Source organism: Streptomyces sp. NPDC042002, from assembly GCF_055588305.1.
On sequence record NZ_JBVJCT010000008.1, the window covers coordinates 62,214 to 77,527 of the forward strand.

11 protein-coding genes are annotated in these 15,314 nt (G+C 69.9%); 4 read left to right on the top strand and 7 right to left on the bottom strand.

Features of this window, described 5'->3' with window-relative positions; genetic code table 11:
* Positions 1-4 precede the first annotated feature (4 nt).
* A complete protein-coding gene (locus tag ACZ6KY_RS14830) occupies positions 5-424 on the top strand; it encodes a nuclear transport factor 2 family protein (protein WP_469310686.1) in 420 nt (139 codons plus the stop codon).
* A gap of 302 nt (positions 425-726) precedes the next feature.
* Here ACZ6KY_RS14830 and ACZ6KY_RS14835 read toward each other — a convergent pair whose 3' ends face one another.
* The 3 genes from ACZ6KY_RS14835 to ACZ6KY_RS14845 form a co-directional block, all read right to left on the bottom strand.
* A complete protein-coding gene (locus tag ACZ6KY_RS14835; protein ID WP_469310687.1) occupies positions 727-1,326 on the bottom strand; it encodes a hypothetical protein in 600 nt (199 codons plus the stop codon).
* A gap of 85 nt (positions 1,327-1,411) precedes the next feature.
* Positions 1,412-2,296, bottom strand: coding sequence for a NucA/NucB deoxyribonuclease domain-containing protein (locus ACZ6KY_RS14840; RefSeq protein ID WP_469310688.1), 885 nt, complete (start codon positions 2,294-2,296; stop codon positions 1,412-1,414).
* 452 nt (positions 2,297-2,748) lie between these two features.
* Positions 2,749-3,285: a DinB family protein gene (locus tag ACZ6KY_RS14845; protein ID WP_469310689.1), complete on the bottom strand. Its 537-nt coding sequence runs from the start codon at positions 3,283-3,285 to the stop codon at positions 2,749-2,751.
* Between the two features lie 244 nt (positions 3,286-3,529).
* Here ACZ6KY_RS14845 and ACZ6KY_RS14850 point away from each other — a divergent pair, with 244 nt between their 5' ends.
* Positions 3,530-5,023 (top strand): methyltransferase domain-containing protein, encoded by a 1,494-nt coding sequence (locus tag ACZ6KY_RS14850; protein WP_469310690.1) that lies wholly within the window; start codon positions 3,530-3,532, stop codon positions 5,021-5,023.
* 74 nt (positions 5,024-5,097) lie between these two features.
* Entirely contained in the window at positions 5,098-7,071 is a 1,974-nt protein-coding gene (locus ACZ6KY_RS14855) for an ABC transporter ATP-binding protein (protein WP_469310691.1), read from the top strand.
* A gap of 219 nt (positions 7,072-7,290) precedes the next feature.
* On the opposite strand, the gene ACZ6KY_RS14860 is transcribed toward ACZ6KY_RS14855, so the two are convergent.
* Positions 7,291-8,181, bottom strand: coding sequence for a glycoside hydrolase family 19 protein (locus tag ACZ6KY_RS14860; protein WP_469310692.1), 891 nt, complete (start codon positions 8,179-8,181; stop codon positions 7,291-7,293).
* A 604-nt stretch (positions 8,182-8,785) separates the two neighbouring features.
* Here ACZ6KY_RS14860 and ACZ6KY_RS14865 point away from each other — a divergent pair.
* Positions 8,786-10,159: a beta-1,3-glucanase family protein gene (locus ACZ6KY_RS14865; protein WP_469310693.1), complete on the top strand. Its 1,374-nt coding sequence runs from the start codon at positions 8,786-8,788 to the stop codon at positions 10,157-10,159.
* A gap of 303 nt (positions 10,160-10,462) precedes the next feature.
* On the opposite strand, the gene ACZ6KY_RS14870 is transcribed toward ACZ6KY_RS14865, so the two are convergent.
* The 3 genes from ACZ6KY_RS14870 to ACZ6KY_RS14880 form a co-directional block, all read right to left on the bottom strand.
* Positions 10,463-11,242: an alpha/beta fold hydrolase gene (locus ACZ6KY_RS14870; RefSeq protein ID WP_469310694.1), complete on the bottom strand. Its 780-nt coding sequence runs from the start codon at positions 11,240-11,242 to the stop codon at positions 10,463-10,465.
* 77 nt (positions 11,243-11,319) lie between these two features.
* Positions 11,320-12,456 carry an alpha/beta hydrolase gene (locus ACZ6KY_RS14875; RefSeq protein WP_469310695.1) on the bottom strand — a complete coding sequence of 379 codons (1,137 nt, stop codon included), beginning with the start codon at positions 12,454-12,456 and terminating at the stop codon, positions 11,320-11,322.
* Entirely contained in the window at positions 12,453-15,272 is a 2,820-nt protein-coding gene (locus ACZ6KY_RS14880; protein WP_469310696.1) for a thioester reductase domain-containing protein, read from the bottom strand. Before ACZ6KY_RS14880 ends, ACZ6KY_RS14875 begins: the two co-directional genes overlap by 4 nt.
* Positions 15,273-15,314: the final 42 nt, after the last annotated feature.

Genomic DNA, 15,314 nt, shown 5'->3' on the forward strand with positions numbered 1-15,314 from the left:
AGCCATGAGCGAGACCGAGAACACGCAGTTGATGCAGCGCGTCTTCGCCGGACTGGCGGAAGGGAACGGCCGGCCTCTCGTCGACAGCCTCGCCGACGATTTCCGCTGGACGATCATCGGAACGACGCCGTGGTCCGGGACCTACGAGGGTAAGCAGACCGTCCTCAACGAGCTACTTGGGCCCCTGACCGCCCAGTTCGCGGATACCTACACGAACACCCCGCAACGATTCATCGCTGCCGGAGACCACGTCGTCGTGGAATGCAGAGGTCGCGTCACGACCAAGGCGGGAAAGCCGTATCACAACACGTACTGCTGGGTTTGCCATATCAGGGACGGAAAACTGCAAGCACTGACGGAGTACTGCGATACGGACCTGATAGCAAGAACGCTTGGGGAACCAGGCGACTTCCAGCGCCGGTAGTCGCGACACCCTCCCTTTCCGAGGGCTCCCGCAGGGGTCTCCCATGGCGGGACGTTCCGTGGCCGGCAGGCGTCGTCGTGTTCACGGGATGTCTGTCCCTGCTCATGGAATGGGGCGCCTTCCGGTCCGCGGTGCCGCTTCAGACTCCTAACAAAATGGCCCGCCCGACGGCGTCGCTCATCGTCTCCGTCGGGCCGATGCTCCCGGCCCGCGCCATGTACGGCGGCGAGCTTCCGCGCCAGGTCGGCGCCCTCGGCAGGCCGACAACCACCCGGGCGCCGGCGCTGGCGTGGGAGCAGGTGTCAGTCCTGTTCGCCGCGGTGCGTCTCCGTGTAGGTGTATGTGGTGGTGTAGTCCTCCACGGGCGTGGCCACGTCCGCGGCGTAGTCGGCGCGTGCCTGGCGGTTCGCCTCGGTGATTTCGGGGTGTACGGGGGGCGTGTGGGGCGCGGGCCAGAGTTGGACCAGGTGACGTTCCCCGTGATCCCCGATGCCGGGTTCGGGGTCGTCGGCGTGGCAGTACAGGCGCATCCGCACCCAGTCGTGACCGTCGGGAGAGTACGGGAGGCGCAGAGAGGGTTCCTCGTCCGGCCACGCGTCCAGGAGATCGCCCTGCTCGAGGGTCGCGACGTAGAGGGCGGGGATGTCGGCCCGCAGACTGATCTCCTCGGCAGGCTCCCACTCGCCGCCCGACTCGGGCGCCGGCGAGGCGTCGTGGACCTGGACGGTCAGCTGGAGGGGGCCGGTGTCAGTGGTGGTGAGGACCACGGCGCCCGCGTCGCCGGCCGGGCCGCAGCGCCAGCCGAAAGGCATCTCTTCGGGGTACTCGTAGTCGTCGGTGAAGCCGATCAGGTAGCCGCCTTCGCCGAGATCGACGGTGAACGAGGACGCACGGACCAGCATGGGGAGCCTCCTTGAACGGGGCGGGGTGCCCCTTCCCGGACGATGCGGGAAGGGGCACCCGGTCTTGCGGGGACTGTAGCCGTGCTCAGGCGATCACGTAGAACGGGTCGTGATCCATGACGTGCATCTGACCGCGCCATGCGGTTATTCGTCCGCCCTGGGACTTGTTCTCGTTCACCTTGACCCAGGTGATCTCCCGCTGGGCGGCGGGAAGGGCGGTGCCGCCCTCGTAGGTGGAAGCGAACGGGTACTCGTCACATGAGGTGCGGCCGGCGCGCCGCATGTCGGCGGGCGCGGTCCGCGGGCACACCGCGGCCCGGTTCCGGCCCTCCTGCGCCTTGTTGATCATCCAGCGCAGGGGCTTGCCACCGTTCGGGTCACCGTAGTGGCCACCGTGGGAGCGGAGCTTGCGGATGCCCTCGTCGATGCGGGCCAGGCCGACCATACTCACCCCGGTGGGCGCGTCCGGGACGGCGCATCCGGACCGGCTGGCCCGGGTGCTGCCGTAGTAGTTGTCGCACCGGTAGACGGCGGAGGCGTAGGAGACGCTGCCGGGGCTGTAGCCGGCCTTGGTGAAGGTGTAGCCGTAGGTGGTCTTCACCTTGGGGTTGATCTTCTTCGGGGCGATGGCCGCGGTCTTGTAGTCGACCGTGCCGCCGGCCGCGCTGTCGAGCGTGTGGCCCTGCTGGAAGTGGACCGTGGCCCGGGTGCCGCCGCCGGAGGTGGCGGAGAACCGGACGGCCACGCCCCTGCCTTGGCCGGTGGTCGCCGCCTTGGAGATGGTGAACTTCTCACTCCAGTTGGCGGAGTTGGTCTTCAGCGTCATCTGGTGCTTGACGCTGAAGTCGGCGGTGCCCTCAAGGACCGGGCTCCCGTTGACGACCTTCACGACGTCAAGATGGACGGTGACCCATTCGCACTCGCTGAAGCGGTTGACGGTGACGCGGTTGACGGTGCAGGACGCGTTCACGGCCGCACTGGCCAAAGCGCTCGCCCGGGACCCGGGCCGGCCGATGGTGACACGCAGTTGTCCGGCATCCGACTGTCCGGCCGCAGCTAACGCTGACGGGGCGGCGGCCGTCACCAGCAGCCCCAGCGCCACGGCCCCTGTCGTGAGGAGCTTTCTCGATTTCACGTTGTACCCCCGGTTGGTGGTCTCAGCCAACGGAGGCACAACGCCAACTCACGCGTACCCCCGTCGCGTTGGTGTCATCCAAGCACGGGAAGCGTAAAGACCGTACACCGTTTTGGTCTGATTCAGTCACAAGTGAGCAACTGTCACGTATTGGTGACCGGTATGTATCACCCAGCCGGGCCGAGTGCCGGCACCGCGCCTACGGATGAAAGAGCTCGTTCCACGCCCGAGCAATCGATGCTCCGCCGCCATACCCGGCACCGGTCGCGCGGCGGCGAGAGGACGGGCTACTCGCCGGTGGCGCCGTCAATGGCTTCGCGCAGGAGGTCCGCGTGGCCGACGTGGCGGGCGTACTCCTCGATCGTGTGCTCGAGCACGAACCGCACATCGGTGTCACCGAACTCCGGGTTCGGCACGATGCGCGCAAGGTCGCCGGTCACCTGCGCGAAGACCTGCCGCGACTCCTCGCACGCCGTCAAGTAGTCCTCGTAGACGTCCCTTGCCGGCGTGGGGTCCGACTCGTCGTACCACTCGTCGCCGGCAGCAGTGACGTAGGTCCGGTAGGGGAAGAACCGAGGGGTTGTGCCGGCCAGCGTCCGCTGGAACCAGGCACGCTCGACCCCCTGCAGATGGCGCATGAGTCCCAGCAGGGTCAACTCCGACGACCGTAGGGGCCGTTGCCGCAGTTCCGCGTCCGAGAGGCCCTCGCACTTCCAGAGGAACGTCGCCCGGTGGTACTCCAGGTTCGAGGCGATCACCTCCAGCCACGGGCCCGATACCGTGCGCTCGGGCCGAACGATCTTCCGGACCACGATCTCGCCCACTCCGAGGTCTCCTTACTCGCCACCAGGCATCGTCGGGTGCACGCGCACGGTTCGGGGTGCCCGGGCCGCTCGGCCCGACTGCCACCCCGCATCAAGCGCGGTCGTCGTACCGAGAACAACCTCGCTCTCCCCGTGTGGCTCCGCGCGCGGGGAGGGCAGGGGCAGCGGTGATGCACCCTACCGCGCGCCCCCCTTCGTACTGCTTCCTTGAAGTCCATCGCTCCCAGGAAGGACGGGCCTGCACGTGTTCACGACGCAGGACGACTGGAACTCCAGTTACGCCGACGGCCGGCGCTACAGCCAACTCAGCGATGCCGAACGGTCCTTGCTCGCCGTCCATGTCCCTGTCCCGGCTGAGGGCAGGGCCCTCGACGTCGGGTGCGGAGTCGGTGAACTGGCGGCCCATCTGTCCGCGCTGGGCTACCGTGTCGACGCTGTCGACTGGTCCGACAACGCCCTCGCCGAGGCCGCCGTCCATCACGGCGACGCGGCCCGGTGGCTGCGCCTCGACATCGAGAGTGACGCCTGGGCGGCCCTGCGCGCTGACGCCTACGACTTGATCACCCTTCGGTTCGTCTATCCGTTCCTGCAGAACCGGCAACGCACCCTGCACACCCTCGGCCGTCGCCTGCGACCTGGCGGCGCGATCGTGGTCATCACGCCTCTCGCCGCCGACACCCCGGCCGAACGGCGTGGCATCGCGCTCGACGAGGAGGAGATCGCCCGACTGCGACTCGGCTGGTCCACCGCGGAACGCCACGACTGCGAGGGGCTGTCGTTCGTGTCGCTGCGAGGCCCGCACGTGAACGAGAACCCAACGGATCCCGAGTGGCCGGCCGCCGGTACACAGGACACCGCTGCCCACACCGGGGTGAGCGTCCGCGCCGCGGCAACGGCGCCGCGGCTGCACGACTTTCACCTGCGGGAGCGCTACTACGTTCAGGTGGCGTCGGGCCGCAAGACGATCGAAGTGCGCATCGCCACGCCGAAGAAGGCGAGCGTCGAAGCGGGCGACACGATCGTCTTCCACGAGCAGGGAACCGGCCGGGCCCTCGACATCATCGTGAAGCGGATGACTGCGTACGCGTCGTTCGAGGAGCTTCTCGACGCGGAGGATCCGGCACGCATCGATCCTGACTCCTCGCGCGCGGAGCAACTCGTGAGCCTGCGCCGCATCTACCCGCCCGAACAGGAGGCGTTCGGGCCTGTGGCCTTCGAGTTCGACCATCGCCCAGGACGGCCCGGGCGTCCGATGCCCATGACTGCGGCGGAGTACGTACGGACGGTGCCGCATCACACGGTGTGCGGCGGCCTCTACGTACGCGACGAGCACGATCGGCCCATTCTGCTGCGGTCCGTGTACGACGACCGTCCGTGGCAGTTCCCGGGCGGCGACGCGGACGCCGGGGAGGACCCCCTGGAGACGGCACGTCGAGAAGCGGCCGAGGAGACCGGGCTCGAACTCGGCGCGGGCGGGCCCCCCTTGCTGCTGACGGACTACCTCCGTCCCCATCCCGGTTGGCCCCTGGGCAAGATCGGGTTCATCTTCGACGGCGGCCGGCTCAACTCCGATCAGTTGCGCCGGATCTGTCTCGACCCGGACGAGCACGACATGTGGGCCGTCCACGCCCTTGACGAGTGGCGGCGGTTGATGGGTCCGGGACCCTTCGCGCGTCTGGAAGCCGTCGAACGGGCGCGCCACGGCCAGGGCCCGGCTTACCTCGTGTCCGGTGTCTGACCCCAGGAACGACTCCGCCGATCCGCCTACTGCCTTTGTGAGAGACGAGCATGAGGATTCTGGGTCGCATACGGATGGCCGAGCCGAAAGTCTCCGATGCGGAGAGGGAGTTGTTCGGCGGTCCGCTGCGTTACGACATGGGCTGGTCCGAACACGAGCGTGCACGACTCGACTTGACCATGATGTCCGCTCTGCGCTCCATGCCGGCTCTGGTCGGTGCCACCCTGCGGATGGCGTGGAACGCGGACCGGCGAGCGTTGTCGGCTGTCGCGATCAGTGAGATCGGGCAAGGCGTCGCCGCTGCGGTCAGCCTGCTCGCGGTGAACGCCGTCATGCACGCGCTGCTCGGCTCGGGCACGCCGGTGGAGCGCCTGCACGCGGTCCTGCCCGGCCTGCTGACCGCGGCCGGAATCGCGGTGGTCAACTCCGCTCTGTCCGGATGGTCCACCTCACGGGCGGGCCGTCTTGAGCCGCTGGTCGAGCGGATCGCCACCACTCAGTATCTGACCGCGGCCACGGCGGTCGAGCTGGAGGCCATCGAGGACCCGGACTTCCGGCGGCTGATCGACGTCGCCCAGTACGGTGCCCAATCCTCTCGCCATATGATCGGTGCCTGCGTGGCCGCTATGAACGGCACCATCTCCCTGATCGCCACGGCCGGTGTCCTCACCGTCCTGCACCCGGCTCTGCTGCCGATGCTGATCCTGATCGCGGCGCCGCGTGGCTGGGGTGCGATGCGGGTGGCGCAGGAGCGCTATGTGTCGGTGATGAGCTGGATCGAGCACGTGCGGGCCAGCCGCCTCATCGGCAACCTGCTGACCGAGCGCACCGCCGCCCAGGAGGTGCGCATCCACGCCGTGGGCCCGTTCCTGCTCAGCCGGTACCGGCGCATGGCCGAGAGTGCCGAGGCCGAGCAGGGACGCCTGGCGTCCAGCAAGGCCGTGACCGAGTGGGTTGCCGCCGCGCTGTCGGGGCTCGCCCTGGCCGCCACGTACGGAACGATGTTCTGGCTGGTCACGAGTGGGCGCATGAGCCTGGCGGTGGCAGGCACCGCGGTCATCGCCGTCCGTTCCGGCTCGGCGAGCCTGGGCGCGCTGGTGATGAACGTGAACCAGCTGCACGAGGAATCCCTCTACATTCGCGATCACTCTCGTTTTCTGGACGAGGCGGCGCGACGTGCCATCCCCCGCGGGGGCGATGCCGTTCCGCCGCAGGTCAAGCAGGTCGTCCTCGACCAGGTGACCTACCGCTATCCCGACCGCGAAAGCGCGGCCCTGGACAGGGTGTCGCTCACCCTGCCCATGGGCTCGATCACGGCCGTGGTGGGCGAGAACGGCTCGGGCAAGAGCACCTTGATGAAGGTGCTGTCGGGACTGCTGCTGCCGCAGAGCGGGAGCGTGCTGTGGGGCGATGCCGACGTGACCACCTTGGACCGCTCCCAGGTCTTCGACCGGGTCGCGCTGCTCACCCAGGATTTTCAACGCTGGCCCGTGACAGCCGCGTTGAACATCCGGATCGGCCGGCCCGCCCACAGGGCCACCGAGGAAGAACTGCAACCGTCCGTCGACTACGCGGGAGCCGACACGGTCATCGCGAAACTGCCGGACGGCTTGCAGAGCCTGCTGGCACGGATGTTCCGCGGAGCCAGCGAACTCTCGGGCGGGGAATGGCAGAAGGTCGGCCTGGCCCGCACGCACTGGCGCAGTGCCACGTCCACGGCGGACGGCGTCCTCATCGTGGACGAGCCCACCTCCGCGCTCGACCCCGAAGCCGAGATCGCCGCCTTCAACCGCATCCGCCGCCTCGCCGCCCCCAACAGGGCCGTTGTCCTGGTCACCCACCGCATGTCCGGCGTCCGTCGTGCCGACCGCATCTACGTCCTGCACCAGGGCCGGCTGGCCGAGCAGGGAAGCCACGACGAGTTGGTGGCGGCTCAGGGCCGCTACGCCGCGATGTTCGACGCCCAGGCCGCCCAGTACGCTCCGGCCCCTCCGATTCCGCACCCGTCTTCGCCCCCTGAGGTTCCCCCGAGAGGCGGGGATACGTGACGGTGTTCACCGCGCTCGTGATATCGGCCGGCGGTGCGGAATCTCCGGCCGGACGTCGGGTCCGGCGGCAGAGTGGGTACCGGCCGTTCGTCCGGGCCGAGTTGTGTCCGTACGAACCTGCCCGGCCCGGAATCCGGCAAGCCCGGGCAGGCCTGTTGCGGACGGCGGCAACAGGAACCTGTCCGGGGTGGCGCGCCGAGACGTGCCGTCGTCGGGCGGTCAGCAGTAGAGGTTGGCTCCCTGCGCGACGCCGAGGATCGATGTGAAGCGCTGGTAGGCGTCCACGCGGCTCTGCACCTGTGCGGGGTTCCTGCCGTCGCACTCCAGCGAGCCGTTGATGCTGCGGATGGTCTGGCCGAAGCCCGCGCTGTTGACCATCGCGTTGTGCGGGGTCATGGAGCCGGGGCCCGACTGGGTGTTCCAGTACCAGAGGCCGGTCTTCCAGGCCACCGCCGCGTCGTTCTGGACGAGCCAGGGATTGCCCAGCAGGTCGATGCCGAGCGCGTCACCCGCGGCCTTGTAGTTGAAGTTCCAGCTGAGCTGGATCGGGCCCCGCCCGTAGTACGCCGCCTGGCCGGCCGGGCAGCCGTAGGACTGGCTCCAGTCGCAGTAGGTCGGGTAGTTGGCGGTGTTCTGCTCCACGACGTAGACGAGTCCGCCGGTCTCGTGGCTGACGTTGGCGAGGAACGCGGCGGCCTCCTGCTTCCTGACCGTGTCGCTGCCGCTGTTGGCGAATCCGGGGTAGGAACTCAGGGCGGCCTTGAGACCGTTGTAGGTGTAGAAGGAGTTCCGGTTCGGGAACATCTGGTTGAACTGCGCCTCGGAGACGACGAATCCGTCGGAGGGGTTCGTCGAGCCGCCGTCGCAGGCGTAGGGATCCCAGTACCAGGTGCTGATGACCGGGTCGTAGCCCGGGTTGTCGTGCTCGGCTATGTAGGCCTGGCCGTCTGTGTACCGGACTATGTCGCCGGTGGCGTAGGACTTTCCCGCCACCCAGTTCGGGTAGCTCGAACAGGATGCGGCGGACGCGCTCGCGGCCGGCAGCAGCGCCGGTGCGGAGGTTCCGATCAGAATCGCGGCCAGCAGGGAAGCGGCGCGGCGTTGTGACACAGGATCAGTCCTTTGCGGAGCAAGGCAGCGCCGGAGGCAGGCAGAGCCGTGCGCGCACGCCGACGGAGGGCCGACGCCGCGGAGTCCGGGCGGCCGCGGTGGGGGGTGTGGGGCCACACTCAACCGCTTTGGTCTGTACCAGTCAAGGGTGTAGACCAGTCAGTGCCTGACGGCGGTGGCAGGAAAACGCCGCGGGCCGGGCGGGGCCGGTTCGCGGCGGCCGCGGTTCACACCACAGCAGTCACCGAGGCATCACGGGCCCGTCCCGCCCGAAGCCGAACCGAAGGCGACCGCCCGGTTCAGGCTCGGAGACCGCTCCACGGACGGTGCGCCGATCGGGGCGCCCGCCGGCCGAAGAAGCCAAGTCTTGAATGCGTGGCACGACACGGGCCGGTCGAGCCGTCGGGGTCCGAAGGCGTCGGGCGATCGGACGCGGCACAGAAGGCACCAGGTGGTGCTCGGCTGCGCCGGACACCCGAACTCCCTTCGTTTCGGCTTCAGTTGTTGACGTCTGGAACGGGTGGGGATACAACCCGGAGAGAGCGCTCTCCGTCTGCTGTTGCTCCACCCCCACACACGCCGATCCGGCACGAGGAGACTCCGCATGCAGTCCTTAGCCAGCGCCCCGCCCCATGGACCGTCAGGCATGACAGAACGGGCAGGCCTGACCGCACGGGCCCGTACGGCTCTCGGTCTGGTCGTCGTCCTGCTCGCCGCCTGCGTCGCCTTCCTGACCCCGTCACCCGCGCACGCCGCCGACCAACTGCTCTCCCAGGGACGGCCCGCCACGGCGTCGTCGGTCGAGAACGGCTCCTTCCCGGCAGGGGACGCGGTCGACGGCAATACCGGGACCCGGTGGTCCTCGGCCTTCTCCGACCCGCAATGGCTGCGTGTCGACCTCGGCTCCGTCCAGCAGCTCACCCGCGTCACCCTGAACTGGGAGGCCGCCTACGCCACGGCCTTCCAGATCCAGACCTCCACCGACGCGAACACCTGGGCCACGGCGTTCTCGACGACAACCGGCACCGGCGGCACCCAGAACATCGCCGTCTCCGGCAGCGCCCGATACGTGCGCGTCCTCGGAACGGCGCGAGCCACCCCCTACGGCTACTCCCTGTGGGAGTTCCAGGTGTACGGGCCCGGAAGCACCACCCCGCCGGACACCTTCTGGGGCACGACCAGCGACATACCCGCCGCGAACAACGCCGTCGAAGTGAAGATCCTCAACCGCACCAACGGCAAGTACCCCGACAGCCAGGTGTACTGGAGCTTCAACGGACAGGTCCACTCCATAGCCGAGCAGCCGTACCTCGACATGCCGGCGAACTCCGCGGGCCGCATGTACTTCTACCTCGGTTCGCCGAACGGTCCCTACTACGACTTCATCGAGTTCACCGTCGGCGACAACGTCTTCAACGGCAACACCACCAGGGTCGACGCCTTCGGCCTCAAACTGGCCATGCGCCTGCACACCAAGGACGGGTACGACGCCGAGGTCGGTGAGGACCGGGCAACCTTCGCCGAGGACCGCGCGACCACCTTCCAGCGGTTCACCGCCGCCGTTCCCGACCAGTTCAAGGTGCTGGCCCAGAGCCAGGCCCCGTACCGGATCATCGCGCCCGGCAGCGACCCGAGCTTCCGGGCCGGCGGAGCCAACGCGAACTACTTCACCGCCTACGCCCAGTCCGTGGGCGTCAGCGCGGCCACCTCCGACATCTTCGGCTGCGCGGCGGCTCTCGCCGGCAACCCCGACATGTGCGCCGCCCTCAACCGCCATGTAGCCACCCTGCCGGCCTCCCAACAGGGCGATCCGGCCCAGTACTACAAGGCGGCGCCCGCGAACTACTACGCCAAGTTCTGGCACGACAACGCCATCAACCACCTGGCCTACGGTTTCCCCTACGACGACGTCGCGGGTCAGTCCTCCTTCATCTCCCACGGCAACCCCCAGTGGCTGCTGGTCGCCGTCGGCTGGTAGCCGCGTCCCGGACCGCGGGGGCCGCGCCGGCTCGACACCGTCGTGCCAGCGCAGGGGATCGATCACGACGCCGGGACTGAGGATCCCGGACGCCTCCAGCACAGCGTTGCCGGCTCACAAGGCGGCGAAGGGGTCGGGGCGCTGCCGGTCGTACCAAGGCCGGCGGTCCCGGCCCACCACGTGGTGGTGGGCGATGACGGCGCCTTGCACGATCAGGGCTTCCGAGACGTTGCCCGGTGCCCGTGCGCCGTCGTGCGGGCCGATCGGCAGCGGGTGTCCGCCCGGCCCGCACCAAAGGGGCGGCTACGGCTGGTCGGTCACGAACCGGTCGAGCACGGAGGTGAGTTCGGCCGGCTTCTCCACGGGCAGTTCGTGGCCGGCGTCCACGATCCGCACCACGGCGTCCGGGTAGGCCTTCGCCATCCGCAGCATCTGCGGGACGGGCAGTTGGATGTCGTGGTAGCCGTGGACCAGCAGGGTGGGGGTGCGGATCTCCCCGAGCCGGTCGAGGACGTCGAAGGACCGCATGGCGCCGTAGCACGTCATGACCACCTCGCGGGGTGTGTCCGCAGAGGCCCGGACGTGCTCGCGGATCTTCTCGCGCGGGTAGCCGGGGGCGAAGGCCCGCTGGATGTTGGCGGCCACGAACAGCTTGAACGGCACCAGGGTCGAGACCGCCATCAGCAGACCTCTCCCCCGGCTGTACGTCATCCTGCTGATCGAGTTCACCAGCACCAGCCGCTCGACCCGCTCGGGATGGTCGAGCGTCAGGGTCTGCGCGATCATCCCGCCCATCGAGTGGCCGACGAGGACGAACCGGTCGATCTCCAAGTGGTCGAGGACGGCGAGAACGTCACCGGCCAGCTCCGCCACGGTCCGCCGTCCCGACCCGGCGCTCTCCCCGTGCCCGCGCAGGTCCAGCCGTACGACCCGCCGCTTCTGGGCGAAGTGGTCCATCTGGTGGTCCCAGCGGTGCCGGTTGGCCGTCCAGCCGTGGATGAACACCAGGGGCACGCCGTCACCGTCGCGGGGGCCCTCGTCGTCGTACGTCAGCGCGGCGCCGTCGACTTCGAGCTGCGGCATGGGGCCTCCTGTAGTGCGGTCTGGTTACTCGTCGGTGTGGTTACTGGTCGGTACGGTATCCGGGCGCGGGGCCGCCGTCACCGTCGTTCGCCGAGGAATTCGAGGATGTGCCCGAACACGTCGAGGGCGGCGCCCCGGCCCAGGAACGTGTCCAGGTGGCCGTAGGCGGGGATCTCGGTGTACGACACGTCCAGCTGGGGCTGGCGGTGTGCCAGCACCTCGTGGCAGAGCTTCTGCGAGTCCAGCCACAGTCCGTTCTCGCTGCCCGCGAGCAGCAGCACCGGGGTGTCGATGCGGGCGGCCGCGTCCAGCGCGTTGGGCGGCAGCGCCCGGTACCGGTGGTCGGTGTCGTGCCAGCGGACGACGCTGCGGGCCAGTTCGATACGGCGCAGGTGCGGCAGGATCCACAGGGGCGCGGGCCCGAGGAGCTCGGCGAGCCGGTCGTGGGTGGCGTCGGACAGGTTCTCGTGCAGGAAGAGCGAAGCGCCCGAACCCCAGGCCGAGTTGTGGAGGATCTGGCAGGTCGGGTCAGGGCAGCCCGCCCCGCGGGAGGCCAGCGCGAACAGGGGCGTGTACTTCGACCGGAGACCCACCTTGCGGAAGTCGACCGGAATGTGGTCGATCCGGTTCTTCAGCAGCTCACCCGCCACCGTCATCCGCAGCGAGGTGCGCCCCGCGAGCTTCGGCGTCAGGAACACGCCCTGGGAGACGACGCCCGCGAGCCCGGGCACCAGCCCCGCCGTCATGCTCAGCGACAGGGTGAGGGAGCCGACGCAGTGGGCGACCACGAACAGTGGCCGGTCGCCGATGCCTTCGCGGACGCGGGAGACGGCTTCGGGGATGTCGTGGAGAGCGACGTCGTCGTACGTGTACCTCTGGCCGGTCTCGTTGTAGGGAAGCCGGCAACTGCCCCGCCAGTCGAGCAGCCAGGGCTCGTAGCCGTCGTCGAGCAGGACGTCGACCAGGTTGCGGGTCTCGGGGAGCAGGAACATGTCGGCGGACGCGGTGTGCCCGTGCAGGAGCAGCACTGCGGGCCGGTCCCGCTCGCCGCTGTCGATGCGGGTGAGGCCGAGGCGTACGCCGTCCCCGGCTCGGAAGGGGATCTCCTCGACCCGTGCCGGGTCGAGGCGGTGGCGCAGCGGCCGCAGGGCCGTGCCGGTCCTGACCTTGCGGATCGTCGGCCTGGTGCGGGAGTTGGGGGTTCTGAGGATCATCGGTGGCGCTCCGAGGGGGTGCGGGTGCGGCGCAGGTCGAGGAGGTCCGCGGCGGCGCGGGCGAAGGGGCCGAGCAGTCCGCGGCCCATCTCCGCGCCGAACCAGGCGAGCCAGGTGAGCTTGGCGGCGCGCTTCTCCTGGCCGGTCAGACGCGGGTCCACCTTGACGCCGTCGATCTGGTCGCGTACGTAGCTGTCCGCGGGCACGAGCAACTCGCCCGCGAGGCCGGCCGGTTCGCCCTCGCGGCCGATCTCGACACTCAGAGCGCGGGTCTGCCGCCATACGTCACGGCGGGCACGGGCGTACTTGTGGCCCTCCAGCCACCAGCGGCCTCCGTCGGCGTCGCGCAACGTCAGTCGGTAGCGCAGGAGTTGGTGGCGCGTCCCGTGCCGCTGCGGGATGCCCTCCTCGGGGCGGATCCAGGCGTCGCCGCGTTCCACGAGCAGCGGCGCGGGATGGGCCGCGGCGCACACCAGTTCGCCGCCGACGTCCACCCGGCGCTCCTTCACCAGTTGGTACATGCTCGCGATGGAGAGGGTGAGCGCCATCGAGCAGGGGGTGTCGGCTCCGGCGCCGACCGGGCCCACGGCGCCCTCGGTCGTCTCGGAGAACCACAGGTACGGCTGGTCGCCCTTGTGCGGCAGCCGGGCCAGACCGTCCTGGGCGAGCGCCTCGAACGTCCTCAGCTGGGCCTGGGCGTCGTAGCGGGCCGCCGGGCGCAGTCCGAGCGCCTCGACGAGCGCGGCGGTGCGTTCGCCGGTGGCCGCCGGCCCCTTCAGGGTCGCCTCGCACAGCTTGAGGGCGGTGGGACTTCGCAACACCCTTGCGAGGAAGCCGAGTTCGGGAACGGGGTCGGCCTCCAGGCGGGCCAGGGCGTCGGTGCGCCACTCGTCCCAGTCCTGTACGCGCACGTGCATCCCGCCGAACGCCATGTCCCGTACGACGTCGTCGAGGGTGTTGGGTACGCCGGTCAGGTTGTAGTCGAATCCCCAGGCGTCGGGTTCGCAGATGACGCCGGCCGCGACCCGGCTCACCCAGTCCACCGGGGCCGCGTTCAGACAGTGGAAGGCGGGCACGGTGCGGAAGCGGCCGAAGGCCGAGATGAGGCCGCTGCTCAGGTCCTGCGGGTTGTGGGCGCCCGTCCGGGTGTGGCCTCCGATGCCTCCCGGGCGCATCGCGGTGACGATCAGGCCGTGGTCGCGGGCCCGCCGCAGGGCGACCTCGGCGGCCCACTTCGTCTGGTCGTAGCCCGCGACGAGGCGGTCGACGTGGGCGAGCGGGTCGTCCTCGCCCATGGAGGCGATGCCGACCTCGTTGAAGACCGCGATCGAGGAGATGTGGTGCAGCGGCTTGGGCGGGCCGGTCGCCGCGAGTTCGGCCAGGGTCAGCGCGCCGATGACATTGCTCTGGCGCAGCGACTGGTAGCCGCGCAGGAAGTCGACGGCCGCCGCCACGCCCACGACGCTGTCCAGTTCGTGGGCGAGCTTGTTCCAGACGCCGTCGGACAGGCCGAGGTGCGGACGCCTGATGTCACCGGGGAGCACCGTTATCCGGCGGCGGATCTCCGCCGACCAGGGCAGCCGGTGGCTCTTCAGCGCCTCGCCGAGGCGGGCCGTGGCCGCCTCCTCGTCGGCCGCGCGAACGAGGCAGTGGACATGCGCGTCACTGTGCCTGAGCAGATCGAGGAGCAGATGGCTGCCGAGGAAGCCGGTGGCCCCGGTGAGCAGGATCCGGCGGGGCGGCAGCGGCTCGGGCGAGCCGGTCCAGGGCAGGCGGTCGGCCAGGGAGAGGTCGGCCAGGATCTGGTCGAGGTCTTCGGGACGGGCTGTGGCGTACGGGGTGCCGGCGCGGGTGGTCCGGACGCCGACCGTCGCCCCGGGCGGGATCCGGGGCGACGGGATCGATGGGGTGTCCGTGACGGGGGCCGGGCTGGAACCCGGGGCGAGAGCAGGACTGAATCCCGGGGCGGGAGCCGGGGCGGGGACCGCAAGGGTGTCCTGGGCCTGTGTGGTCCGGATCGCGTTGGTCGCCGGGGTCGGGGTTCGTGCGGCCGTCGGGGTTGCCGACGCGATCGGGGCCGAGACGGCGGCCGTGGCACCCGCGGTCGCCAGCCAGCGCAGGGCGAGGCTGCGCGGCCGGGCGTCGGCGAACACCTCGTCGAGGTCGATCTCCATACCCAGCTCGTCCTCCAGCGCCGCGACGAGTTCCACGGCGCCCACCGAGGTGCCCCCGGCGTCGAAGAAGTCGGTGTCGGGCGACAGGTGCCCTCCGGGTACGAAGGGAGCGGCCGCCACGGCGACGACGGCGGCCAGGGCGTCCGCGTCGGGTGCGGCGGGGGCGGCCAGGCCGCCGGCACCGCGGTCCGTCCCGGTACCGGTGTCGCCACCAGCAAGCGCACCGAACGGCACGGCGTCCGTGCGGGTACGGGACGCGACGACACCCGCGTCGTCACCAGACGACACGGCGGGCGCGTTCGCGTCCAGATCCGTACCGGCACCGGACAGCCCGATGGCCGCACCGGCGCGGGACGAACCGTCAGACGCGCCCACGTCCTCACCCGCACCGGACGCCACGGCTGTCGCACCCGCGTCCGCGTCCTCACCGGCAGGGGACGCGGAGGTGTCCGCCCGCACTCCAGCTCCCCTACCCGCACCCGACTCCGTGCCGGTTCCGGTCGCTGTGGACGTGGGTGTGGGGGCCTGTCTGATCCTGGCCAGCAGGGCCTCCACGCTCGGGCCGCCGTCACCCCGCTCGATCGCCTCACCGGTCGCCCGCTGTCCAGCGTGCGGCGACGCGTCCTCGTTCACTTCACTCATGAGAGCCCTTCCCCCTGTGCACTGTCCTTTTGGGCACTGCCT